Below are 23,170 nucleotides of genomic sequence, written 5' to 3'. Positions count from 1 at the left end.
GCGTCATCATCGCGGTGCCCCTGTCGCCAGCACATACACGCCGACACGGTGCAGGTCGCCGGACTCGGTGGCGATGCGTGTCCAGGTGGTTGTGATGGACTCGCCCGCATTGCGAAGCTGCAAAACGCGCGCGCGTGGGTCGTACACGTCAAGCTGGCGCATGGCTTCAAAGGTAGTCAGGCTGAACTGGCTCAGAGCGGCCCGGATTCGGACGCACTGCACGGTGCAACTGTTGCCGGGGTGCGCCGCCAGGATGGATGCCAGGGCTTTGCGTTTGTCGTCAGGCGTGGTCATCGTGCGGCCCTCCAGCTTTTCAGCCAGCAGGACGGCGCAAAGCACCAGGCGCGCAGGATCAGGCGGTTGATGGTGGTCATGACCTGCCCCTTACGCCGTGGCCTGAGCCGTCAGCCAAGCCCTGATGGTGCCTACGCGCCAGGCGGTGACACGCTCGGACAGCTTGACCGGCGCAGGAAAGGTACCCTCGCGCACTTTTCGCCACAAAGTCGGGGCTGAAAAAGGCAGTGGCACCGGAACGCCGGGGCGCTTGGGACTGGGAACCAGCCCGGCCTCACGGATGTAGCCACCGTCCGGCATGGCATCGAAAACCGATTGAGGAAGGGTTGCCTTGAGCGCCGGGATGGCGGGAACAGTGGGCTTTTTTAGGGTAGTTTCTTTTCTCGACATTGCGTAACACCTTGTGAATGAAGGCTCGAATGTCGGGGTTTGCGTCCCTTGCTGGAACACCCTATGCAGTGCAGCGTCTAGCCTATGCAGTGCAGCGTCTAGGCGGCTCAGGCGTATTGCGTAGCGCCCTTCTCGCTGTGCCAGGTGCCATATTCAATGCGGCGCATTCTTGTTCTGCGCATAGATCACGGCTCGAATATTTTCCGCTTGCCCATGCGGCGCGTATAGCCTCCTGCTTGTCACGACTGTTGCCCGGTTTGCTGTGTAGCGCATCGGCTGCGGCTTTACCTCGATTAGACGCTTTGGTTTTCGATTGAATCACGCGTCCCGCCATCACCTTCGCAATTTTTGTCGCGCTGAGCGCAAGATCCAAAGCGGCAACCGCATTCGCTAACTCGATTTTTGCCGTATCACCAAGTCGCCTAGCTATTTGAGAAATTTCATCCTCCCGTTTTTCAGCTATGTCTGCAGCCACCATGTACATGGCCAATATGTCTATTGCCGCGTCGAGCGTTATCCATTTACGCAAAGATTTAACTTTTGCCCGAACACGCGGGTCATCTTCTCGTAATTGTGTCTCCCCCTTAGCTTTTTCACTTGCCTTGTCGGTCATCGCGTTCCCTGTATCGCACTCTGATAAGAAAGCCAGCGCCGCCAGGTCAGGGTGTCCCGGTTTTCACCATCGGGGATCAGCCGATAGCTAGGCGTGGCTTAAAACGGTTATGCGTGCGCTGCAGGCTCACGTCCTTCAACGGCCATCCGTGCAATGAAGCCGGAACGTGTTTCGCCGGCCGTGCGGGCACGGGCATCCAGGCGGCGCAACACGCGGCGCGGCAGGCTGATGTTCACCCGCTCCACGGTGTCGTCGAGCATGGCCGGGTCAACCTTCACCAGCGCCCACAGCCAGCCGTCAAATTCAGGATGGGCGGTGCGCAGCGCTTCAATATGGGATGGCGCGGGAATGTCCTGCCCGGCGTCGAGCGCGACTTCAATCCAGGCGGTCACGGCGTCCTCTGCCTGAATCATGGCTTCTTCGAGCGTGTCGCCCGCAGAAAAGCAGCCGGGCAGATCAGGCACCACGACGCCCCAGGCGGTTGTGTCGTTGCCGGGTTCAATGGTGATGGGGTAGCGCATGGGAAAGTGTCCTTTCAGATACCGGCCTGCCGCCGGATGGCCTTGACCAGCCCCAGGCCCAGGTCTTTTTTAGGGTGTGGCACGACAACATGGCCGGGGCGGCTGGGGTGCTTGAAGACGTGGTGTGAACCATTCACCCGGTCAAGTCGCCATCCGGCCCGCTGCATATCACGTATCAATTCGGCGCTGGTCATATATGTGTATGGTACACATAACAACTACCAGACGCTTCAAGCCGCCTTGAACTGGATCACCTCAGCCCCCGTGCGCAGCTTGTCCAGGTAGTCTGCCCACGTCTGCATCATCTGTTGGCGCTGGGGCAGGTACTCTGAGCGGTCGTAGGCACTGCCCAGCGGGCCTTTCTTTCCGTGTCCCAACTGAGCCTCCACCATGTCTTGCGGGATGCCCGACAGGCGCTCTGCCATCATCGTTCGGGCCATCGCCCGGAAGCCGTGCGCTACATGCTCGTTGTTGCCGTAGTCCAATCGCCGCAGCGCCGCATTGATGGTGCCGTCGCTCATGGGTCTCTCGCCAGTGCGCGCCCCAGGAAACACATAACGCCCGTGCCCGGTGAGTTGCTTGATCGACTTGAGCACGTCCAGCGCCTGACGTGCCAGCGGGACGGTATGAGGCTTGCCGTTCGCCTTTTCATGCTTTGAACTTTTCATGCTCTTGGCCGGGATGGTCAACATTTGTCCATCCAAGTCAATCCATGCCCATTCCATCGCACGAATGTTCCCGGGCCGCTGAAAGAACAGTGCCGACAGTTTCAACGCTGCCAGCGTCTCAGGCTGGCCCGTGTAGGCGTCGATGGCGCGCAGCATTGCACCAGCCTCTACCGGGTCAAGGATGGCGGCAAAGTGCTTGGCGATGTGGGGTTGCAATGCGCCTTTCAGGTCAACGCCGGGGTTGCTCTCGCAGCGTCCGGTCTGTACCCCATAGCGGAACACCTGCCCGGCCATGGCCTGCAGATCCTGCGCGGTGCTGAGAATGCCTTTCTTCTCCACCTTGCGCAGCGCGGCCAACAGGGTCGGTGCCTTGATCGTGGACAAGGGCAGGGTGCCGATATGCGGGAACAGGTACAGCTCGTTCATGCGCAGCCACTTGGTCGCGTGGCCCTCGCTCCATCCTCCGGCCTTGAGCGCGTGGAACTCCCGCGCCACGGCTTCAAAGGTGTTTGCCGCCGCCGTCGCCGTGGCCTGCCTGTCCTCTTGTTTGGCTGCGCTGGGGTCAATGTCTTGGGCCAGCAGCTTGCGGGCCTTGTCGCGTCCCTGCCGGGCTTCAGCCAGCGATACCGCCGGGTACACGCCAAGCGCCAGGGTCTTGCGCTTGCCTGCGAAGCGGTAATTCATGCGCCAGTATTTTCCGGCCTTGGTCACCAGCAGGTACATGCCGCCGCCGTCGGTGTGCTTGTCGCCAGCAGGCGCGCCGCTGTGCTTGGTGTTCTTGGTGAAGATGTCGGTCAGCGGCATGAAATCCCTTTGGCGGTATGTGGGCTGGCGGTATCTGGGCATACCGCCATAAGTACCGTCACAAATGGCGGTATGCCATGTTATCCAGTGATACCGCATGAGACAACAAAAAACCCGCTGTACCTATGAGATACGCGGGTTTTGAGGTGTTATGAAACGCTGTGAGATGCTGATTTGGAGCGGGTGAAGGGAATCGAACCCTCGTATGAAGCTTGGGAAGCTGCCGTTCTGCCATTGAACTACACCCGCAATAGCCCGGATTATAGAAGCCAAGCCTGCGCTTTCACGCTGAAGCTCAATTTTCAACGCTACCGGACTGACCGGCGGCTTGATGCATATTTTTTCAGTGAAATTGGCCTTTTGCGCATGACCCATCAGCATAAGCAGCTATCAAAATGATACTGATGCCATGCGTGGGTCAATTCAGGAGCCATTGGCGCCGGCGTCATGGGCCTGATGGCCGTGCGAAACGCGTGGTTTTTTTATTGCGCACAGCGCGCTGCCCGCCGCACAGGGAACAGGCTGGGAAATTGGCCCGAAGCAGGCCGGGCATTTTGCCCGACCTTGATCGGCCCCGGTGTTTCGCCGGTTTTCTTGACTACGATCGACTGCACGCCTTGACGACAGGCGTGCGTGACCAGTGAGGAAGACAAAGCAACCAGGAGCCAGGATGAAAAAATGGTGGTGTCAGGTGGCGCTGTGCGGGAGTTTGGCGCAGGCGGCGCTGGCGGGGCCGTCCGTCGCGGGTGTGAACATGTCGTACCTGAGCGCCGCTGAACCGCGTCCGGCCAGCGTGTCCCGGGACACCTCGGGCAATGAACTGAGCTACGGGGCTTACATCGACAGTCGCAGCCGCTTCAAATGCCTGTACGGCTATGTCGCTGACAAAACCGGCGACCATGGCGCCGCCATCGAGATTTTTGAAGACTGCATTGCCCGCTGGGAGGATGTGTATTCGATGATCTGGCTGGCGATGATGCATGAAAACGGGACGGGCGTACCGCGCGACTTGGCCAAGGCCACCGAACTGATGCACCGGGGTGCGCTCAGCCCGGAGAATGCTGGCTACGCCACGCTGGCGCGCTACCACTACGGCGTGGCCCTGCATCAAGGCTGGGGCGTGCCGCGTGACGCGCAGGCTGCCCGCCACTGGCTGGAGCGCGCCGCCGCCGAGGGCGAAATCGACGCGGCCAGTTACCTCGCGCTGCATTTCCCGCCGCCGCCCGTGCCGTGAGATGCGCATTTGGCCGATGCCATTCCCGCAGGCTGCCAGGGTAGGGTTTCAGATCAGTCACGGGAAGGATGGAGCGCAGGGAATGCCACAAAAATTTATCGGCCTGTTTGCGCCGCGCAAGCGGGAAAACGGCGTCGATCTCAAGCGCTATCTGCTGCTGCGGGTGACGCTGTTTGCCTTTGTGATCGGCCTGCTCGCGGCCGCGCTGGTGCTCCACCAGGCGCGCGAACACATCCGTGTCCATATCGGACGCACGGGAGGCACGGTGGCGCGCCTCATTGCCGGGGAAGCCGTCCAGCCTCGGGGGACGTTCCGGCATGGCCTGGAAGGACTGGCGTTGGCGTCGCTGGAGGGCATCGGGCCACTGCTCGGCATCTGCGTGACGGTGGAGGACATCTACAAGCGACCCATTGTTCAGCGCTGTTTCGGGGAGGCGTCCAGTCCTCCTGCGGTGGTGCGCTGGACCCTTGGCCACCTGATCGGACCGGAGATTCATTACCGGGGTGCGATTGGCCAATATCCGGGGTTCAAGGTCGGCGAGTTCGTCGTGACCCCCAACCTGGACAGCGAGGCCCTGGCCGTGTGGCAACAGATACGCACCGTGCTCGGCATGACGGTCGGCATCCTGGTCCTGAACCTCCTCATTTATCTGCCGGTGCGTCGCGCCCTCCAGCCGACAGAGCAGATATTGGCGGTGCTGGCGCGCATGGAAGCGGGCGATCTTTTTGCCCGCATGCCGCGCCCTAGTTTGATCGAGCTGCGCCGCATTGCCGCCGGCTTCGACCACTTGACCGGGCGCCTGCAAAAGACCATGGCTGAGCAGCGTCATCTGGCCCAGCGCCTGCTGGCCGTGCGGGAGGAGGAGCGTCGCTGCCTGGCACGCGAACTCCACGACGAATTTGGCCAGTGCCTGACTTCCATCGGCGCCGAGGCGGCTTTCATCACCGCGCGGGCGCGGGAACGCCAGCCGGAACTGCTGCCCGCCACCCAGTCGATTGCATCGGTGACGGCGCACATGATGGAATCGCTGCAAGGCATCCTGTGCCAGTTGCGCCCGGTGGGATTGGATGCGTTCGGTCTGCGCGCCGGGCTGGAGCAACTGCTGGGCGGCTGGCAGCGCCGCCTGACGGGCTGCAGTTTCGAGCTGTTCATCGAAGGGGAAATCGATGATCTGCCGGGTGACCTCACGGTGAGCCTGTACCGGATCGTGCAGGAAAGCCTGACCAACGCCTTGCGCCACGCTGCCCCGCGCAAGGTGACGGTGCGCCTGCGCCGGGAGGCAGCCCGCTGCCTCCTGAGCGTGGAAGACGATGGCGAAAAGCGTGAACCCAGTACCGCCGGCAGCGGGCTGGGCGTGCTCGGGATGAATGAGCGGGTCGCCGCGCTCGGTGGCCGCTTTGCCATCGAAGCCCTGTCGCCGCAGGGGATGCGGGTGCATGCGGAGTTTTCGGCCGAAGCCATGTGTACACAAGGAAACAATGATGCTTGACAAGACCCGATTGCTGCTGGTCGATGATCACGCGGTGGTTCGCGAGGGTTACCGCCGTCTGCTTGAATCGCGGCCAGACCTGACGATTGTTGGCGAGGCGGCCACCGCCCGTGAGGCGTTCGAGCAGTACCGGCTGCTGGCGCCCGATGTGCTGGTGCTCGACCTCGGCCTGCCCGACATGGGCGGCGTCGAACTGATCCGCCGCCTGGTTCAACGCGATGCCGGGGTTCGCATCCTGGTCTTCACGATGCACCGGGAGCCTATTTTTGCCACACAGGCGCTGCGTGCCGGCGCGCTGGGCTATGTGACCAAGAGCAGCCCACCGGAGGTGATGGTGGGCGCGGTGTACCAGGTGGCGGCGCGGCGCCAGGTGATCAGCCCCGACATCGCCCCCGACCTGGCCTTTGCGCTGCTGGAGCCATCGGGCGGAGCCGCCGAGGAGTTGTCGCCGCGAGAGTTCGAGATACTGCGCCTGCTTTTGGACGGCTGCAGTGCGGAAGACATCGGCACACGCCTGTTCATCACGGCCAAGACGGTGCAGAACTGTCACTACCAGATCAAGGCCAAGCTCGGCGTGCGCAGCGACATTGAACTGACCCGGGCCGCAATCAGGCTAGGCCTGATCTGAGGCCTGCAGGCAAGCCTCTTCCCGGGCGGGCGCGCTTGCCTTCTGAGCCTGGTAAAGCGCCACCAGCGTCTCGAAGGTCACCGTTCCGAGCAGATTGCATTGGTCATCGAGGAGTTCGTAGAGCACCTCGCCCTGACCCGGCCGGATGCTGAAGAAGACGATGGCGTCCTGTGCTCCGCCCCCTTCCCGGTGCGGCGCTTCACTGGCTGGCGAGACGGTGTAGCTGCCCGCTGGCCGGGCTTCACGCAGGCTGCCATCGGTTTCATAAAGCCGGTGTTCCCCCTGGACGACGAAGGTGTGGTTGAGCGCCCGGTGACGGTGCAGAACGATTTGTTCGTTGGCGGGCAGCTTGAACAGCACATCGGCGATCCGGCTGGTTTCGTCCAGATCCAGGATGGTGTAGTGGAAGGCGGGAACGAACTCGCCAAAACGGTTCCATTGAATGGCGCGGTCATCGAAGCGGCAGGTTGTCATTTTTGGAGTCTCTCTCTTTTATTGAACAGGGTTGCTGGCTGATTGCCATCGCCATTAGACGGGGCGCGCGGGGGTTTTCATAGGGAACGCTGCCCGCCGCAGGCCGGGCGTTTTGCCCGCAGCGGGATTTTTCAGAGCCGCGCCCAAGGCCGGGCAGATTGCCCGTGCATTTGCAGGCAGCTATCGGTTTTCAGGGCGTCGCCTGCTTTCTAGAATTTCGGCTGAAATTAGCGGTTTGAAGTGAGGCCCTCAACTTTTAAAGGAATGCGGATGCGACGTCGAACATTCATTTCGGCCTCCGTGGGTAGTGCTGCGGCCGGTTTGGCAGGCTGGGAATTTATTCAATCCAGCACCAAGGCCGGCTCGCTGACCCGAAGCGATGAGCTTCCATCCGGCCAAAGACTGTACGCCGGAGCCGGCCTGGCATTTGGGACCACCATCAAGGTCAAGTTGCTGCACAAGGATCAGCGCCAGGCCGAACTGGCCATTGAGGATGCCTTCCATGAAGCGAAAAAGATTGACACCTTGATGAGTATCCATAGCGAAAACAGCCAGGTTTTTCGATTGAACAGGGATGGCCGGCTTCAGACGCCGGACCCGCATCTGCTGCTTGTGCTTGAACAGGCCAGAAGGCTCTCGGTCCTGACTGACGGGGCGTTCGATATCACGGTTCAGCCCCTTTGGTCGAAATTCAATCAAGCCGCTGCCAGGCATTCCTTGCCATCGAGTGAGGAAAGATTAAATGCCAGGTCTTTGGTCAACTGGAAAAATCTGCGCTTTACGCAGGATCAGGTCAGCTTCCAGCAATCGGGCATGGCCATTACCTTGAATGGCATCGCACAAGGCTATGCGGCCGACCTGGCGCTGTCGGCGGTTCGGGCCAGAGGCGTAGAGCATGCGCTGCTGGACACCGGAGAGTTCATATCGAGCGGAACCAGAACGCCTGGCCGTGATTGGGTATTGGGCGTGCAGAACCCCAGGCAGACGGATGAATATAAAACCGCGCTGCAAATGGACGGGCGCAGCGTGGCGACCTCGGGAGATTACGAAACGGCCTTCACGCCGGATTTCGTGCATCACCACATCTTTGACCCTGCCACGGGAGATTCTCCTCTTGAGCTGGCAAGCGTGACCGTCGTCGCCCCCACGGGCTTATTGGCCGATGGACTGTCCACGGCGTTATTTGTCATGGGGCCAGACAAGGCGATGGCCCTTGCCGCGCAACTGGACCGGGTCGATGTTTTTCTTGTGGATAAAAAGGGAAAAGTCTGGAAAACAACTGGTTTGCACGAATTGCGCGCGTGAACAGATGCTGGGCGATTGGCTGAAACGATACGAAACGAAAATCATCATGTTTCATGGCATCCGGGTTCTTTTCAACCGAATAACCGTTCTCCCTTCAAACCGTATTCTCGGTTTGGCTGTATCTGTGCTGCTCATGCTGGCCAGCAATTGGACATGGGCTGGAAACCTGAACAAGGAAGACATCGAACGCCGTTTCCGGCGGCCCTATCAGGTCCAGGAGAAGCTGACCGACATACCCGTCTGGCCATTGACCAGCGCGCTGGAACAGCAGGCGGGGCCAGTGGCTTATGTGTTCGAATCCATCGACCTTGCACCGCTTCTCGGTTTCGAAGGCACGCCGATGAATTACCTGGTTTCAATCGACCGCAAAGGGAACTTCATCGATGTCGAGCTGCTTCACCAAAATGAACCGGTATTCACTTTTCGGGATATGGGCGGGCTGGGCGATAAACCTCTGCGCGAATTCATTTCGCAATATGCCGGGCGCAGTATTCGCCAGCCATTCTTGATTGCACTCGACGCTGCGCGCAACCGGACCGGCCAGTCCGGCAGCAGCGGCGGCTTGACGGTGCTCGATGGCATCTCCCGGGCAACCAGTTCGGTGCGGGTCACCAACCAGACCGTGCTCGACGCCGCGAACGAGGTTGCGCGTGCCAAGCTCGGTTTTGCCGACCGAAAGAAAAGCGGCCCGGCGGCGCATGTCCTGCCCGATGTGTATGACCCGGTGAGCTTCGAGGACATGCTCAAGAACGGCATGGTCGGGCGCCTTCGCATGACCCATGCGCAGGTCGAGAAAATCTTTGCCGGAACGGAAGGTGCGCGGGTCGATGCCTATGCCCTGGCCCATCCGGACGAAGTCTTCGTCGATTTCTACGTTGCCTACCTGAATGCGCCGACGATTGGGCGCGCCATTCTTGGCGATGCACAGTACAAGGCGGTCATGGAGCGCAACTTCGACAAGCGGCACCTGTGGTGGGTCGCATCGGTGGGCCAATACTCGATCATCGACGAGGGTTTCATTCCGGGAGCCCAGTCGCCTCGACTGGCCATGAAGCAGAACGCAACGTTTCTTGAATTGCGCGACCAGGATTTCGAACCCAAAGTCATTGGCGCCCTCCCTGAACTCAATACCTCGCGCCTGTTCGGAGTCAATGCCGCAGCCAGCCTGGACCCGGCCAGCCCTTTGGAGCTGATTCTGACGATCACCCGTGCGAAAGGGAGCATCCTGCCTACCCTGATTCCCAAACAGGTCACCCTGTCTTATGTCCCTCCCGCAAGCTTGTTCGCCTATCCCCCAAAACCGCTGCCAGAATGGCTGCTGGCCTGGAAAGCGCGCTGGATCGACCTGACGGTTTTGGGGGTGGCCCTCGTTCTTCTGGCCATTGTTCTTTCCCGGCCGCGCTGGATTTCGAGGGATGCCCGCAGGTTACGGATCTTTCGCCTCGGGTTCCTGGCCTTCACGCTCGTCTATATTGGTTGGTACGCGCAGGGGCAACTGACCATCGTTCAGGTCACCGGGGCGATCAAGACGCTCAAGGCGGGGCAAGGCCTGACCAGCTATCTGTATGACCCGATCTCGCTGCTCTTGATGGCTTTTACCCTGGTCAGTTTCTTCATTTGGGGCCGGGGAACCTTCTGCGGCTGGCTATGCCCGTTCGGTGCCCTGCAGGAGTTTGTCGGCCTGCTGGCCCGCCGCTTGCGGATTCCACGCCTGCAAATTCCGCTGGCCGTTGCCAGGCGTCTGGAATGGGGGCGTTACCTGGCCCTTGCCACCTTGGTGGCAGCCGCCTTCTTGCTGCCCACGCAGGGAGAAACGCTCAATGAGGTGGAGCCGTTCAAGACGGTCACCACGCTTGTCTTCGACCGCACCTGGCCGTTCGTCGCCTACGCCATAGCGTTACTGGTAACCGGGGCGTTCTACTACAAGTTCTTCTGCCGCTTTCTTTGTCCGCTCGGCGGCGCCATGTCGCTCGGCGGACGGCTGCGCCGCTTCGACTGGCTGCCGCGCCGCGCCGAGTGTGGCCAGCCCTGCCAGCGCTGCAAAGCCGTGTGCGAATACGATGCCATTGAACCCAGCGGCAAAATCCGCTATGACGTTTGTTTTCAGTGCCTGGACTGCGTGGGTGTTTACCACGATGACAAGCGCTGTGTGCCCATCATGCTGCACCAGAAGAAAGGGGGGCGTTTGGTGTCGCCTTCAGGTTCGAGGAATTGCTCGACCTCAGCAGTACCAGCCGGGACGGGCATCATTTCAAAATGTCACCCAGGCAGAGGTATTTGATTTCCAGGTACTCTTCCATGCCGTGGCTGGAGCCTTCGCGGCCCAGGCCGGACTGCTTGACGCCGCCAAACGGCACATGCTCGGTGGCAATCACGCCGGCGTTGATGCCGACCATGCCGTACTCCAGCGCTTCGGCCACGCGGTAGATGCGGCCGATGTCGCGGCTGTAGAAATAGCTGGCCAGGCCGAACTCGGTGTTGTTGGCCGCGTCAATCGCTTCCTGCTCATGGGTGAAGCGGAACACGGGCGCAAACGGGCCAAAGGTTTCTTCCCTGGCGCACAGCATGTCGGCATGGGCTTCGGAAATCACCGTCGGCTCGAAAAACTGGCCTTCGAGCTTGTGGCCGCCGGCCAGCAGCTTGCCGCCCTTGGCCAGCGCGTCCTGAACATGGCGCTCGACCTTGTGAACAGCAGCGTCCTCGATCAGCGGACCCTGTCCCACGCCGTCTTCAAAGCCGTTGCCGACCTTGAGCAGCCTGACTTTTTCGGCAAACTTGTGCACAAACTGGTCATAGACGCCTTCCTGCACATAAATGCGGTTGGCGCAGACGCAGGTCTGGCCGGCGTTGCGGTACTTGCTGGCCATCGCGCCTTCGACGGCCGAGTCGATGTCGGCATCGTCGAACACGATGAAGGGCGCATTGCCGCCGAGCTCTAACGACAGCTTCTTGATCGACGGCGCGCTTTGCGCCATCAGGATGCGGCCGACTTCGGTCGAGCCGGTAAAGCTGATGTGGCGCACCACGTCGCTGGCGCAAAACACCTTGCCCACCGCCGCGCTTTCGTCGGTCGTGAGGATGTTGAGCACACCGGACGGAACGCCGGCGCGCACCGCCAGTTCGACCGCTGCCAGCGCGGTCAGGGGCGTGAGTTCGGCGGGTTTGATGACCACCGTGCAGCCCGCTGCCAGCGCCGGGGCCACCTTGCGGGTGATCATGGCCAGCGGAAAGTTCCAGGGCGTGATGGCCACGCACACGCCGATGGGCTGCTTGAGCACCATCAGGCGGCGGTTGTTGTCGAACTGCGGCAGGGTTTCGCCGTTGACGCGCTTGGCTTCCTCGGCAAACCACTCGACAAAGCTGGCGCCGTAGGCGACTTCGCCCTTGGCCTCGGCAAACGGCTTGCCCTGCTCGGCGGTCATGATGCGGGCCAGGTCTTCCTGGTTGGCCATCAACAGGTCAAACCATTTGCGCAGGATGATGCTGCGCTCCTTGCCGGTCTTGCCGCGCCAGGCGGGCCAGGCGGCGTTGGCGGCGGCAATCGCCGCTTCGGCATCGGCAGGGCCGAGATTGGCCACGTCGGCGAGCTTGTTGCCGTTGGACGGATCGCTCACGTCGAACCGGCTCGCGCCCGCCAGCCACTGGCCATTGATCAGGGCATCGGTCTTGAGCAGGCTGGGGTCGTTGAGCAGCGAAAGGGGAGAAGTTTTCATGTCCATGTGCGTTCTTTCTGAAGAGCTGGCTGCCGCATTTAAAGGCAGCCGGGGGGCGAAAAAATCAATTTCAAAGCATACAGCGCGAGGCGGATGGATGCAGCCGGGAAAATGTTAGCGGTAGTGCACGCCGGGCAATACACACAGCATTTCATACAGCAGGTTGGCGCCCAGCAGGGCGGTGTTGCCGGAAGCATCGTAGGGCGGGGACACCTCGACCAGGTCGGCGCCGACCAGCCTCAAACCCCGGCAGCCGCGAATGATTTCCAGCGCCTGCGGAACCGTCAAGCCGCCGATTTCAGGCGTTCCGGTGCCGCCCGCAAAGGCCGGGTCGATGCCGTCGATGTCAAAGCTCAGGTAGCACGGCGCCTGGCCGATGGATTCGCGCACACGGGCCATCAGCGGCGCCAGCGACTGGTACCAGACCTCATGTGCCTGCACCACGGTGAAACCCTGCTGGCGCGGCCAGTCGAAATCATCCATGCCATAGCCGGTGCCGCGCAGGCCGATCTGCCAGACCTTGCTGCCCTGCAGCAGGCCTTCTTCGACGGCGCGCCGAAACGGCGTGCCGTGGGCGATGCGCTCGCCGAACATGTCGTCATTCACATCGGCATGGGCATCGACATGCACCAGCGCCACCGGCCCGTGCCGGCGGCAGAGGGCGCGCAGGATGGGCAGCACGATGGTGTGGTCGCCGCCCAGCGTCAGCGGAATGCAGCCGCTGTCGATGACAGGCTGGTAATGCTGCTCGATGATCTCGACCGACTTGTGCAGGTTGTAGGTGTTGATGGGCACGTCGCCCAGGTCGGCCACTTGCAGGGCATCGAAAGGCGCGGCGCCGGTGGCCATGTTGTAGGGGCGGATCAGGCTGGACTCGGCGCGGATCTGGCGCGGGCCGAAGCGTGCGCCGGGCCGGTTGCTGGTGCCGATGTCCAGCGGCACGCCGATGAAGGCGGCATTCAGGCCGGCGGCGTCGCTGCACATCGGCAGGCGCATCATGCTGGCCCAGCCGCCGAAGCGGGGCATGGCGTTGCCGCCCAGGGGTTGGTTGAAGGTCGTCATGAAGTCTGGGTTTTTTGAGGCTTGAGGTTTACTTCTTGACGCGTCCGCGCAGCCATTCCATGGTCATCATCAGCAGTGCCGTGAACAGGATGAGCAGGGTCGCCACGGCGGCAATCGTCGGGGAAATGTTTTCCCGGATGCCGGTGAACATCTGGCGCGGCAGCGTCGTCTGCGTCGGGCCGGCCAGGAACAGGGTGACCACCACCTCATCAAAGGAAGTGGCAAAGGCAAACAGCGCGCCTGAGATCACGCCGGGGGCAATCACCGGCAGCGTGACCCGGAAAAAGGTCTGCAGCGGCCCGGCGCCCAGGCTCAGGCTGGCCTTGACCAGGTTCTGGTTGAAGCCTTGCAGCGTCGCCATGACGGTGGTGACGACAAACGGCGCGCCCAGCGCGGCATGCACCAGCACCAGCCCGGTGTAGGAGTCGGACAGGCCGATTTTGGCAAAGAACAAGTAGGTGCTGACGCCCACCACCACGATAGGCACCACCATGGGCGCGATCAGCAGGCTGGTCAGCAGGCCCTTGCCGAAGAACTGCACCCGCGCCAGGCCGACAGCGGCCAGCGTGCCCAGTGCCGTCGCAATCAGCGTGGCGAGCGGCGCCACGATGAAGCTGTTGCGCGTGGCCCGCGCCCAGTCGCTGGAGGCGAACAGTTCCTCGTACCAGCGCAGCGACCAGCCCGGAATCGGGTAGGACAAAAAGGACGAGTTGCTGAACGACAGCGGGATGATGACCAGGATGGGCAGCAGCAAGAACAGCAGCACCGCGCCGCAGAACACGCGCAGGCCGTACCAGCCGAGCTTGTCGGCCGGGGTGTAGTAGGCAGGAAAAATGGGAACAGCAGAAAGTTTCATGTCGTGTTCAGCCCAGGCTCAGTTCAGCTTTTGCAAAGCGGCGGTACACCGCGTACAGGATCAGCGTGGTGGTCAGCAAGACCGAGCCCAGCGCGCAGGCCATGCCCCAGTTGACATCCACGTTGGTGTACTGGGCCACGTAGTAGCTCAGCATCTGGTCAGCCGCGCCGCCCAGCAGGGCCGGCGTGACGTAGTAGCCAATCGAGGTGATGAACACCAGCAGGCCGCCGGCGGCCACGCCCGGATAGGTTTGCGGAACGTACACCCGGAAAAATGCGGCCAGCGGCGTGCTGCCCAGCGACACGGCGGCGCGCACGTAATTGCCCGGCACCGATTTCATCACGCTGTAGAGCGGAAGAATCATGAAGGGCAGCAAAATATGTATCATGGCAATGATGACGCCCAGCCGGTTGAACAGCAGCGGCACCGGTTCGCCGGTCAGGCCGGTGAACATCAAAAAGCGGTTGACCAGCCCGTTGGTCTGCAGCAGCACGATCCAGGCGGCAATGCGCACCAGCACCGAAGTCCAGAACGGCAGCAGCACCAGGATCATCATCAGGTTGGCCTTGCGTTCATTCAAGGTGGACAGCCAGTAGGCCAGCGGATAGCCCAGCAAAATGCACATCAGCGTGACCACCGCGCTGATGGAAAAGGTGCGCAGCAAGATGTCGCTGAAGGCGGCTTCATCGGCGCCCACGCGAACGATGCGGCCCTGCGCATCGCGTTTCAGATCGACAGAGGTCAGCAGGTAGTCGGGCGTCCAGCGCGAACTGTTCTTGGCAATCGCCCACCAGTAGGGCAGTTCGGCCCATCTTGCGTCTTGGGCCAGCAGTTTTTCCTTCGCCTCGGCCGGGCTCAGGTTGGCGCCCAGCGGCAGCGCGCGGTAGGTGCCCATGATGAGCGAGCGGGCGCCGCTGACTTCGCTGTTCAGGCGCCGGGCCAGAACGCCGGCCTGCGCCGTTTCGGGAATCGCCGCCAGGTCGGCCAGCAGCGCGGCATAGGCTGCGTCCGGGGGCGCGGCTTCGCGGTTCCAGCCGGCCAGCGCCTTGCCGGTGCGGCTCAGGGTGCTGGCGACTTCCGGGTTTTCAACCGCCCTGACCAGCAGGGCGCCCAGCGGCACGAGGAAAGTGACCGCCAGGAAGATCAGCAAGGGAAGCGTCAGTGCAATGGCGCGCAGCCGTTTGCGGCGCTCCACCCGGCGCAGCTGGGCGGCCAGCGCCGGTCCGGTGGTGCCATCGGCTACCAATGGCATCAGGGGAAGGGAAGCCGTTGCGTTCATTGCACTTGTCCTTTATCTAACGCTTGACTTTTACTGTGCGGACCAGGCTGCAAAACGCTTTTCAAGCGCTTCACCCTGGTCGGCCCAGAACGTGATGTTGAACCGCAGGGCATCCTTGCTGTTGGCCGGCGAGGTTGGCAGCAGCGCCAGCACCTTGGGGTCGAGCTTGGTCAGCGCCTTGTTGTTGGTCGGGCCGTAGGAGATGTTGCGGGCGTACTCGGCCTGCGCATCGGGGCTGGAAGCCATGCTGATGAACTTCAGTGCCAGGTCTTTGTTCGCGCCGCCTTTGGGCATGACCCAGTAGTCCAGGTCGTAGATGCCGCCGGTCCAGGTGATCTGCAGGTTCTTGCCTTCGCGCTGGGCGGCGTCGATGCGGCCGTTGTAGGCGGTGGTCATGGCGACATCGCCGGCCACCAGGAACTGCGGCGGCTGCGCGCCGGCTTCCCAGAACTGGATGCTGGACTTGAGTTCGGTCATCTTCTTGAAGGCGCGGTCCGCGCCGTCCTTGGTGGCCAGTACCTTGTACACGTCGGCGGTCTTCACGCCGTCGGCCATGAGGGCGAATTCCAGGTTGTAGCGGGCGCCCTTGCGCATGCCGCGCTTGCCGGGGAATTTCTTGGTGTCCCAGAAATCGGCCCAGGTGACGGGCGCGGTCTTGAGCTTGTCGGCGTTGTAGGCCATGACGGTGGACCAGATGAAGGTGCCGACGCCGCATTCATGCACGGCCGCAGGCTGGAAGTCGGCCTTGTTGCCGACCTTGGACCAGTCGATTTTCTCGAACAAGCCTTCGTCGCAGCCACGGTTCACGTCCGGGCTTTCGACCTCGACCACATCCCAGGTGACTTTCTTGGTTTCGACCATGGCCTTGATCTTGGCCTGCTCGCCGTTGTATTCGACCGGCAGGATCTTGCCGGCGCCTGATTTTTCAAAGGCTTCGAAATAGGCTTTTTTCTGGGCGGCCCCGTTGGCGCCTCCAAAGTTGACCACGGTCAGCTGGCTTTGGGCCAGCACCGGCAGGCAGACACCGGCTGCAAGGGCAATCATCAAGGGCTTGAGTTTCATGGGAAATTCCTTTGGTGGGGACGTTGGCTAAAGGGAAGAAAACTAGGGGAATCAGGGAAAGGCAGCGGTCAGCGGTAAATACGCAGGTGTTCAACCGGTGCATGCACATGAATGGTCTGGCCGGGCTCGGGCAACTGGTGGTGGCCCAGTGGCATCTTGATGGTGGCGTCAGGCTGGCCGGGCATTTCGCAGCGCAGGCGCAAATGGTCGCCAAAGTAAATCACGTCCAGCACCTGGCTCTGGAAGGTGTTGGCGCCGGGCGCGTCGGCAATTTTCAGCCGCTCCGGGCGGGTGCCACATTGCACCGCATCGCCGACAGCGGCGGCATTGACATTCAGCCCGCGCAGCTGCACGCCGCTGGGCAGGCGAACCTCGCAATGCGCGCCGTCCAGCCGCGTCACTTCGGCCTGCAACACCGTGCTGTCGCCGACAAAGCCGGCGACGAAGCGGTTGGCCGGCGTTTCATACAGGCTGTCCACCACATCGATCTGCTGGATCGCGCCGTCGCTGAACACGGCGACGCGGTCGGACATGGTCAGCGCCTCGGTCTGGTCGTGGGTGACATAGACAAAGGTCACGCCCAGGCGGCGGTGCAGCGCCTTGAGTTCGATCTGCATGTGCTCGCGCAGCTGCTTGTCCAGCGCGCCCAGGGGCTCGTCCATCAGCACCAGCTGCGGGTCGAACACCAGCGCCCGGGCCAGGGCCACGCGCTGCTGCTGGCCGCCCGAGAGCTGGCCGGGGTAGCGGCTGCCCATGCGGCCGAGCTGCACCATGTCCAGCGCCTTGAGCACCTTGGCTTCACGTTCGGCCTTGGGCAGCTTGCGCACCGTGAGCGGATAGGCGATGTTTTCGGCCAGCGTCATGTGCGGGAACAAGGCGTAGTTCTGGAACACCATGCCGAAGTTGCGCTTGTGCGGCGGCGTACGGGTGATCTGCCGGCCGTCCAGCATGATCTCGCCCGCCGTGGGCGACTCGAAGCCGGCCAGCATCATCAATGTGGTGGTCTTGCCCGAGCCCGAGGGACCGAGCAGGGACAAGAATTCGCCTTGCCGGATATCCAGGTTCAGGTCGCGCACCACGAGGTTGATGCCGTCATAGGTTTTCTGGACGCCGGAGAAGCTCACCAGGATTGGATTGGTTGTCATTCGTGTGGGCCTGACAAAAAGAAGGCTGAAGCAAAAGCGGACAGCGTGTTCATCATGCGGCAATCAGGCGGCAGCGTCAAAGCAGTCGGCCATGATGCCCAGGCCTTCGTCGAGCACGGCGTCGCTGGCGGTCAGCGGCACCAGGATGCGGATGACGTTGCCGTAGGTGCCGCAGGTCAGCAGGATCAGGCCGCGTGCCGTCGCCTCGGCCGTGATGCGCTTGGCCAGGTCGGCATCGGGCTGTTTCACATCGCCGTTCTTGAACAACTCGATGGCCACCATGGCGCCCATGCCGCGCACGTCGCCAATGCAGGCGTGGCGTGCGGCCATGGCCTTGAGGGCCGTGGTCAGGCGTTCGCCGACGTTGCGGCTGCGCTCAAGCAGGTTTTCCTTTTCAAACACATCCAGCACGGCCAGCGCGGCGGCGCAGGCAATCGGGCTGCCGGCGTAGGTGCCGCCCAGTCCGCCCGGCGCTGCGGCGTCCATGACTTCGGCGCGGCCAACGACTGCCGAAATCGGGAAGCCGCCGGCCATCGACTTGGCCATGGTGATGAGGTCGGGGGCCACGCCGCTTTGCTCGACGGCAAACCAGGTGCCGGTGCGTCCGGCGCCGGTCTGCACCTCGTCGCAAATCATCAGGATGCCGTGCGCATCGCACAGGGCGCGCAGGCGCTGGAGCATCTCGGGCGGCGCCACCACGAAGCCGCCTTCGCCCTGCACCGGCTCGATGATGATGGCCGCCACGCGGCTGGGCTCGATGTCGTTCTTGAAAATCGTTTCGATGGAGGCCATCGAATCATCGACCGTCACGCCATGCAGCGCGTTCGGGAACGTGGCATGAAATATTTCGGCCGGGAAGGGGCCGAAACCCGCTTTGTAGGGAACGACCTTGCCGGTCATGGCCAGCGTCAGCAGGGTGCGGCCGTGGTAGCCGCCGCTAAAGCAGATCACGCCCGAACGCCGGGTCGAGGCGCGGGCGATCTTGATGGCGTTTTCGACCGCCTCGGAGCCGGTGGTCAAAAACAGCGTTTTCTTGGCAAAGTCGCCCGGCGCCTTGGCGTTGATGCGTTCGGCCAGCTCGACGTAGGGCTCGTAGGCCAGCACCTGAAAGCAGGTGTGGGTGTACTTGTCGAGCTGCTCCTTGACGGCCTGGATGACAGCCGGGTGGCGGTGGCCGGTGTTCAGAACTGCAATGCCGCCGGCAAAATCAATGAAGCGGCGGCCTTCGACGTCCCAGATTTCCGCGTTCTCGCCCTTGGCGATGAAAATGGCGTGGCTGTGGCCCACGCCGCGCGGAATGGCTGCCTGGCGGCGGGCGAGCAGGGCGGCATTGGTCAGGTTGGGTTCACGGTGCATGAGAAGTCCTTTTTCGATGATGGAAGGCCGGGCTCGCCATACGGTTGTCGAGCATATGCCTGTACTTTAAGGATTGCGGCCCGGCGTTACCATATACAGATTACCCCTGCTGCAGGGTGTACTGTGCTGCCAGCACGACCTCTACACACAAACCCTTTGCCCATTGTTGGGGCCTGCTCTTTCATGTTCGTACTCAATCTCCAGTCAAGTGTTGCGCTGGTCACCCAGATCGTCGGGGGATTTCGCCAGATGGTCGATGATGGTGCATTGCGCCCGGGTGCCAAGCTGCCGTCCATCCGCCAGTTCGCCCATGCCCACGGCGTCAGCGTCTATACCGTGGTCGATGCCTACGACCGGCTGGTGGCGCTGGGCTACTTTCAGTCGCAGGCGAATTCCGGGTTTTTCGTGCGCAGCCGCGCCAGCCAGGCCACGTTGTCCCTGGGCGCTTCGGGTCAATACAGTTTTGACTCGATGTGGTACTTGCGCCGCATTTTTGAAAACCGCGCGCTGCGCTGCAAACCGGGCTGCGGCTGGCTGCCCGGCGACTGGCTGTTCACCGAAGGCATGCGGCGCAGCCTGCGCAACCTGGCCGCCGAAGATGTCGATCTGGGCGGCTATGGCGAGCCCAAGGGCTACCCGCCGCTGCGCCAGGTGGTGCGCGACCTGCTGGCAAGCCGCGAAGTCGTGGTGAATGCCGAGCAGGTGCTGCTGACCCAGGGCTCCAGCCAGGGCCTGGACCTGGCCGCGCGCCAGCTGGTGCGGCCCGGCGATGCGGTACTGGTCGATGAGCCCGGCTATGCCAACTTGCTGTTTTCGCTGCGGTTCCTGGGCGCCCGGCTGATCGGCGCGCCGCGCACACCGACCGGCTACGACCTGGACACGCTAGAAGCGCGCATCATCGAGCACCGGCCCAAGGTGTTCTTTACCCAGCCGCGCCTGCAAAGCCCGACCGGCTCCACCGCCGTGCTGTCGCACCTGCACCGGGTGCTGCAGTTGGCCGAAAAATACGATTTCATGGTGGTGGAAAACGATATTTACGCCGACCTCGACCCCGAGTCCCGGCCGTCGCTGGCCAGCCTGGACCAGTTGAAGCGGGTGATTTACATCAGCAGCTTTTCCAAGACCATCTCGCCCAACATCCGCGTCGGCTATCTGGCGGCCAATCCCGAACTGCTGGAAGACCTGGCGCGGCTGAAGATGATTTCCGGCCTGACCTCGTCCGAATTCACCGAGCGCCTGGCCTACGGCGCCCTGGTGGACGGCCGCTGGCGCAAGCACATCAAGACGCTGCGGGACCGGCTGGCGCTGGGCCAGCGGCGCCTGGCCAGCCTGTTGCTGGCGATTGGCTTCGAGTTGTTTTGCGAACCCAAGGCCGGCATGTTCCTGTGGGCGCGCCACCCGGCCATTCAAAATGCCGGCGAACTGGCCTACAACGCGGCCGAGCAGGACATTCTGCTGGGGCCGGGCCACCTGTTTTCGGTCGATCTGGAGCCCAGTCCGTGGCTGCGTTTCAATGTCGCCTGGTCCGACGACGAGGCCTTGCTGCGTTTCCTCGTCACCCTCAAAGCCGCCTAAAATCATCGGCTTGCCTGCACGCGCAGCTGCCAGACACCGTTCCATGCCCTTTCCTGAGAGTTGATCACCCCCATGAGCACACCCGTTTTCACCGTTGCCGACATCCGCAAGACCTTCCTCGATTTCTTCGCCGCCAAGGGTCATACCGTCGTGCCGTCCAGCTCGCTGGTTCCGGGCAACGACCCGACGCTGATGTTCACCAACTCCGGCATGGTCCAGTTCAAGGACGTGTTCCTGGGCGTTGACAAGCGCCCGTATGTGCGCGCCACGTCGGTGCAAGCCTGCCTGCGCGCCGGCGGCAAGCACAACGACCTGGAAAATGTCGGCTACACCGCCCGCCACCACACTTTTTTCGAGATGCTGGGCAACTGGAGCTTTGGCGACTACTTCAAGCGCGAGTCGCTGAAATGGGCGTGGGAGCTGCTGACCGAAGTCTATAAGCTGCCCGCCGAGCGCCTGCTGGCCACCGTCTATGAAGAGGACGACGAGGCCTACGACATCTGGACCAAGGAAATCGGCCTGCCGCCCGAGCGCGTCATCCGCATCGGCGACAACAAGGGCGGGCGCTACAAGTCCGACAATTTCTGGATGATGGCCGACACCGGCCCGTGCGGCCCGTGCAGCGAAATCTTCTACGACCACGGCGACCACATTCCCGGCGGCCCGCCCGGCAGCCCAGACGAGGACGGCGACCGCTTCATCGAGATCTGGAACAACGTGTTCATGCAGTTCAACATGGCCGAAGACGGCTCGGTCACGCCGCTGCCAGCGCCTTGTGTCGATACCGGCATGGGGCTGGAGCGCCTGGCAGCCATTCTGCAGCATGTGCACAGCAACTATGAAATCGACATTTTCGATGCGCTGATCAAGGCCGCTTCGCGCGAAACCGGCGAAGCCGACCTGGGCCACAAGAGCTTGCGCGTGATCGCCGACCACATCCGCGCCACCGCGTTCCTGGTGAGCGACGGCGTGAATCCGTCGAATGAAGGGCGCGGCTACGTGCAGCGCCGCATCATCCGCCGCGCGATTCGCCACGGCTATTTGCTCGGCAAGAAAACGCCGTTCTTCCACAAGCTGGTGGCTGACCTGGCCGGGTTGATGGGCGACGCCTATCCACGCCTGGCGGCTGATGCGCAGCGCATTACCGAAGTGCTCAAGGCCGAGGAAGAACGCTTTTTCGAGACGCTGGAAACCGGCATGCAGATTCTGGACGCCGCGCTGGCCGATGGCGTCAAGGTGCTGCCCGGCGAAGTGGCCTTCAAGCTGCACGACACCTACGGCTTTCCGCTCGACTTGTCGGCCGACGTGTGCCGCGAGCGCGGCCTGAGCGTCGATGAAGCCGGTTTTACCGTGGCCATGAACCAGCAAAAAGCCCAGGCCCGCGCCGCCGGCAAGTTCAAGATGGACCGAGCCCTCGACTACAGCGGCACCGGCAACGTCTTCACCGGCTACGAGCACCTCGAAGAAACATCAAAAATCATAGCAATCTATGCAGACGGCGTAAGCGCAGCAGCCCTGAAAGCCGGTCAAAACGGCGTCATCGTGCTCGACACGACGCCGTTCTACGCCGAAAGCGGCGGCCAGGCCGGCGACGAGGGTGAACTCATCAGCGGCTCGGCCCGCTTTGCGGTCAGCGACACGCTCAAGATCAAGGCCGACGTGTACGGCCACCACGGCACGCTGGCCGAGGGCACGCTCAACGTGGGCGACCATGTCAGCGCGCGGGTGAACAAGGAAGTTCGCGCCGCCACCGTGCGCAACCACAGCGCCACCCATCTGATGCACAAGGCCTTGCGCGAAGTGCTGGGCGCGCATGTCCAGCAAAAGGGCAGCCTGGTCAACGCCGAACGCACCCGGTTTGACTTTGCGCACAACGCGCCCATGACCGACGCGCAAATCCGCGAAGTCGAAGCCCGCGTGAATGCCGAAATCCTTGCCAACAGCGCCACCGACGCCAGCGAAATGGACATGGAAGCGGCGCAAAAGACCGGCGCCATGATGCTGTTCGGCGAAAAATACGGAGACTCCGTGCGCGTGCTGAGCATCGGTTCGAGCAAGGAGCTGTGCGGCGGCACGCACGTCGGGCGCACCGGCGACATCGGCCTGTTCAAGATCGTGGCCGAGAGCGGCGTGGCCTCGGGCGTGCGCCGCGTGGAAGCGGTGACCGGCCAGAACGCGCTGGCTTACCTGCAGTCGCTCGAATCGACCGTGCAGTCGGCGGCCGGCACGCTCAAGGCCAGCCCGTCCGAGTTGCAAAACCGCATCGGCCAGGTGCTCGATCAGGTCAAGGCGCTGGAAAAAGAAGTCGCCGCGCTCAAGGGCAAGCTGGCCTCCTCGCAGGGCGATGAGCTGATGCTGCAGGCAGTCGATGTCAAGGGGCTCAAAGTTCTGGCTGCGCGGCTCGAAGGCGCCGACGCCAAGACCCTGCGCGAGACCATGGACAAGCTGAAAGACAAGCTGAAGACGGCAGTCATCGTGCTGGCCGCTGTCGATGGCAGCAAGGTGCAGATCGCAGCCGGCGTCACCAGCGACAGCACTGGCAAGGTCAAGGCGGGCGAACTGGTCAACTTCGTCGCCGGCCAGGTCGGCGGCAAGGGCGGCGGCAAGGCCGACATGGCGATGGCCGGTGGCACCGATGCGTCGAACCTGAACGCGGCGCTAGACAGCGTGCTGGGCTGGGTGAGCGCCAAGCTGTAAGCCGC

Annotated in this window: 21 protein-coding genes and 1 tRNA gene; 7 read left to right on the top strand and 15 right to left on the bottom strand. The window is 62.5% G+C overall.

The genetic code is table 11. From position 1 onward, the window contains the following. Positions 1–6 precede the first annotated feature (6 nt). From PNAP_RS13220 to PNAP_RS13200, 7 genes are all read right to left on the bottom strand, one after another. Positions 7–339, bottom strand: a complete 333-nt coding sequence (locus tag PNAP_RS13220; RefSeq protein ID WP_232290697.1) for a helix-turn-helix domain-containing protein — start codon at positions 337–339, stop codon at positions 7–9. Between the two features lie 45 nt (positions 340–384). After that, the gene (locus PNAP_RS13215; protein WP_011802026.1) at positions 385–684 is read right to left on the bottom strand and encodes a helix-turn-helix transcriptional regulator; all 300 of its coding nucleotides are present in this window, start codon (positions 682–684) and stop codon (positions 385–387) included. A gap of 82 nt (positions 685–766) precedes the next feature. Then, positions 767–1,297 (bottom strand): hypothetical protein, encoded by a 531-nt coding sequence (locus tag PNAP_RS27010; protein ID WP_011802025.1) that lies wholly within the window; start codon positions 1,295–1,297, stop codon positions 767–769. A gap of 107 nt (positions 1,298–1,404) precedes the next feature. Then, a complete protein-coding gene (locus PNAP_RS13210) occupies positions 1,405–1,818 on the bottom strand; it encodes a type II toxin-antitoxin system HicB family antitoxin (RefSeq protein ID WP_011802024.1) in 414 nt (137 codons plus the stop codon). A gap of 14 nt (positions 1,819–1,832) precedes the next feature. Continuing rightward, the gene (locus PNAP_RS25695; protein ID WP_083758044.1) at positions 1,833–2,012 is read right to left on the bottom strand and encodes a type II toxin-antitoxin system HicA family toxin; all 180 of its coding nucleotides are present in this window, start codon (positions 2,010–2,012) and stop codon (positions 1,833–1,835) included. A gap of 36 nt (positions 2,013–2,048) precedes the next feature. Further along, entirely contained in the window at positions 2,049–3,290 is a 1,242-nt protein-coding gene (locus PNAP_RS13205; RefSeq protein WP_011802022.1) for a tyrosine-type recombinase/integrase, read from the bottom strand. Positions 3,291–3,465: 175 nt separating this feature from the next. Beyond that, a tRNA-Gly gene (locus PNAP_RS13200) sits at positions 3,466–3,539 on the bottom strand. Between the two features lie 421 nt (positions 3,540–3,960). On the opposite strand from PNAP_RS13200, the gene PNAP_RS13195 reads away from it, so the two are divergent. From PNAP_RS13195 to PNAP_RS13185, 3 genes are all read left to right on the top strand, one after another. Then, complete coding sequence (locus tag PNAP_RS13195; protein ID WP_011802021.1) at positions 3,961–4,524, top strand: tetratricopeptide repeat protein; 564 nt, start codon at positions 3,961–3,963, stop codon at positions 4,522–4,524. An 82-nt stretch (positions 4,525–4,606) separates the two neighbouring features. After that, positions 4,607–6,013, top strand: coding sequence for a sensor histidine kinase (locus PNAP_RS13190; RefSeq protein WP_011802020.1), 1,407 nt, complete (start codon positions 4,607–4,609; stop codon positions 6,011–6,013). Further along, entirely contained in the window at positions 6,006–6,641 is a 636-nt protein-coding gene (locus tag PNAP_RS13185) for a response regulator (protein ID WP_041377258.1), read from the top strand. Before PNAP_RS13190 ends, PNAP_RS13185 begins: the two co-directional genes overlap by 8 nt. Here PNAP_RS13185 and PNAP_RS13180 read toward each other — a convergent pair. Further along, positions 6,627–7,115, bottom strand: coding sequence for a cupin domain-containing protein (locus PNAP_RS13180; RefSeq protein WP_011802018.1), 489 nt, complete (start codon positions 7,113–7,115; stop codon positions 6,627–6,629). The two genes, PNAP_RS13185 and PNAP_RS13180, sit on opposite strands and share 15 nt — an antisense overlap. Before the next feature lie 270 nt (positions 7,116–7,385). Here PNAP_RS13180 and PNAP_RS13175 point away from each other — a divergent pair, with 270 nt between their 5' ends. Both PNAP_RS13175 and PNAP_RS13170 read left to right on the top strand, forming a co-directional pair. Continuing rightward, positions 7,386–8,420 (top strand): FAD:protein FMN transferase, encoded by a 1,035-nt coding sequence (locus tag PNAP_RS13175; RefSeq protein ID WP_011802017.1) that lies wholly within the window; start codon positions 7,386–7,388, stop codon positions 8,418–8,420. After that, on the top strand, positions 8,329–10,701 hold the full coding sequence (locus PNAP_RS13170; RefSeq protein ID WP_198140636.1) for a 4Fe-4S binding protein: 2,373 nt from the start codon (positions 8,329–8,331) through the stop codon (positions 10,699–10,701). The genes PNAP_RS13175 and PNAP_RS13170 overlap by 92 nt, the downstream gene beginning before the upstream one ends. Here the strand turns inward: PNAP_RS13170 and PNAP_RS13165 are convergent. The 7 genes from PNAP_RS13165 to gabT all read right to left on the bottom strand — a co-directional run bounded on the left by PNAP_RS13165 (position 10,667) and on the right by gabT (position 18,893). Further along, complete coding sequence (locus tag PNAP_RS13165; RefSeq protein WP_041376699.1) at positions 10,667–12,139, bottom strand: NAD-dependent succinate-semialdehyde dehydrogenase; 1,473 nt, start codon at positions 12,137–12,139, stop codon at positions 10,667–10,669. The two genes, PNAP_RS13170 and PNAP_RS13165, sit on opposite strands and share 35 nt — an antisense overlap. 108 nt (positions 12,140–12,247) lie before the next feature. After that, positions 12,248–13,195, bottom strand: coding sequence for an agmatinase (gene speB / locus PNAP_RS13160; RefSeq protein ID WP_011802014.1), 948 nt, complete (start codon positions 13,193–13,195; stop codon positions 12,248–12,250). Between the two features lie 28 nt (positions 13,196–13,223). Next, positions 13,224–14,051, bottom strand: coding sequence for an ABC transporter permease (locus PNAP_RS13155; protein WP_011802013.1), 828 nt, complete (start codon positions 14,049–14,051; stop codon positions 13,224–13,226). Positions 14,052–14,058: 7 nt separating this feature from the next. Next, positions 14,059–15,330, bottom strand: a complete 1,272-nt coding sequence (locus PNAP_RS13150; protein ID WP_011802012.1) for an ABC transporter permease — start codon at positions 15,328–15,330, stop codon at positions 14,059–14,061. A 30-nt stretch (positions 15,331–15,360) separates the two neighbouring features. Then, entirely contained in the window at positions 15,361–16,392 is a 1,032-nt protein-coding gene (locus tag PNAP_RS13145) for an ABC transporter substrate-binding protein (RefSeq protein ID WP_011802011.1), read from the bottom strand. Positions 16,393–16,460: 68 nt separating this feature from the next. Further along, a complete protein-coding gene (locus PNAP_RS13140) occupies positions 16,461–17,537 on the bottom strand; it encodes an ABC transporter ATP-binding protein (RefSeq protein WP_011802010.1) in 1,077 nt (358 codons plus the stop codon). 63 nt (positions 17,538–17,600) lie between these two features. Next, positions 17,601–18,893, bottom strand: coding sequence for a 4-aminobutyrate--2-oxoglutarate transaminase (gabT, locus tag PNAP_RS13135; protein WP_011802009.1), 1,293 nt, complete (start codon positions 18,891–18,893; stop codon positions 17,601–17,603). Positions 18,894–19,076: 183 nt separating this feature from the next. Between gabT and PNAP_RS13130 the strand changes: the two genes are divergently transcribed. Beyond that, positions 19,077–20,468, top strand: coding sequence for an aminotransferase-like domain-containing protein (locus PNAP_RS13130; RefSeq protein ID WP_011802008.1), 1,392 nt, complete (start codon positions 19,077–19,079; stop codon positions 20,466–20,468). 72 nt (positions 20,469–20,540) lie between these two features. After that, the gene (alaS, locus tag PNAP_RS13125) at positions 20,541–23,165 is read left to right on the top strand and encodes an alanine--tRNA ligase (protein ID WP_011802007.1); all 2,625 of its coding nucleotides are present in this window, start codon (positions 20,541–20,543) and stop codon (positions 23,163–23,165) included. Positions 23,166–23,170 lie beyond the last annotated feature (5 nt).

Origin of the sequence: Polaromonas naphthalenivorans CJ2 (genome assembly GCF_000015505.1) — a bacterium.
In the GTDB taxonomy this organism is placed as follows: Bacteria; Pseudomonadota; Gammaproteobacteria; order Burkholderiales; family Burkholderiaceae_C; genus Polaromonas; species Polaromonas naphthalenivorans.
This window is presented reverse-complemented; position numbering and strand designations above follow the sequence as displayed.

Bases quoted from the DNA above. Each gene is read 5' to 3' on its own strand.
- alaS (WP_011802007.1), top strand. From the start codon at position 20,541: ATGAGCACACCCGTTTTCACCGTTGCCGACATCCGCAAGACCTTCCTC.
- PNAP_RS13205 (WP_011802022.1), bottom strand. From the start codon at position 3,290: ATGCCGCTGACCGACATCTTCACCAAGAACACCAAGCACAGCGGCGCG.
- PNAP_RS13130 (WP_011802008.1), top strand. From the start codon at position 19,077: ATGTTCGTACTCAATCTCCAGTCAAGTGTTGCGCTGGTCACCCAGATC.
- PNAP_RS13150 (WP_011802012.1), bottom strand. From the start codon at position 15,330: ATGAACGCAACGGCTTCCCTTCCCCTGATGCCATTGGTAGCCGATGGC.
- PNAP_RS27010 (WP_011802025.1), bottom strand. From the start codon at position 1,297: ATGACCGACAAGGCAAGTGAAAAAGCTAAGGGGGAGACACAATTACGA.
- PNAP_RS13215 (WP_011802026.1), bottom strand. From the start codon at position 684: ATGTCGAGAAAAGAAACTACCCTAAAAAAGCCCACTGTTCCCGCCATC.
- PNAP_RS25695 (WP_083758044.1), bottom strand. From the start codon at position 2,012: ATGACCAGCGCCGAATTGATACGTGATATGCAGCGGGCCGGATGGCGA.
- PNAP_RS13155 (WP_011802013.1), bottom strand. From the start codon at position 14,051: ATGAAACTTTCTGCTGTTCCCATTTTTCCTGCCTACTACACCCCGGCC.
- PNAP_RS13195 (WP_011802021.1), top strand. From the start codon at position 3,961: ATGAAAAAATGGTGGTGTCAGGTGGCGCTGTGCGGGAGTTTGGCGCAG.
- speB (WP_011802014.1), bottom strand. From the start codon at position 13,195: ATGACGACCTTCAACCAACCCCTGGGCGGCAACGCCATGCCCCGCTTC.
- PNAP_RS13190 (WP_011802020.1), top strand. From the start codon at position 4,607: ATGCCACAAAAATTTATCGGCCTGTTTGCGCCGCGCAAGCGGGAAAAC.
- PNAP_RS13180 (WP_011802018.1), bottom strand. From the start codon at position 7,115: ATGACAACCTGCCGCTTCGATGACCGCGCCATTCAATGGAACCGTTTT.
- PNAP_RS13165 (WP_041376699.1), bottom strand. From the start codon at position 12,139: ATGGACATGAAAACTTCTCCCCTTTCGCTGCTCAACGACCCCAGCCTG.
- PNAP_RS13185 (WP_041377258.1), top strand. From the start codon at position 6,006: ATGCTTGACAAGACCCGATTGCTGCTGGTCGATGATCACGCGGTGGTT.
- PNAP_RS13145 (WP_011802011.1), bottom strand. From the start codon at position 16,392: ATGAAACTCAAGCCCTTGATGATTGCCCTTGCAGCCGGTGTCTGCCTG.
- PNAP_RS13140 (WP_011802010.1), bottom strand. From the start codon at position 17,537: ATGACAACCAATCCAATCCTGGTGAGCTTCTCCGGCGTCCAGAAAACC.
- PNAP_RS13210 (WP_011802024.1), bottom strand. From the start codon at position 1,818: ATGCGCTACCCCATCACCATTGAACCCGGCAACGACACAACCGCCTGG.
- gabT (WP_011802009.1), bottom strand. From the start codon at position 18,893: ATGCACCGTGAACCCAACCTGACCAATGCCGCCCTGCTCGCCCGCCGC.
- PNAP_RS13175 (WP_011802017.1), top strand. From the start codon at position 7,386: ATGCGACGTCGAACATTCATTTCGGCCTCCGTGGGTAGTGCTGCGGCC.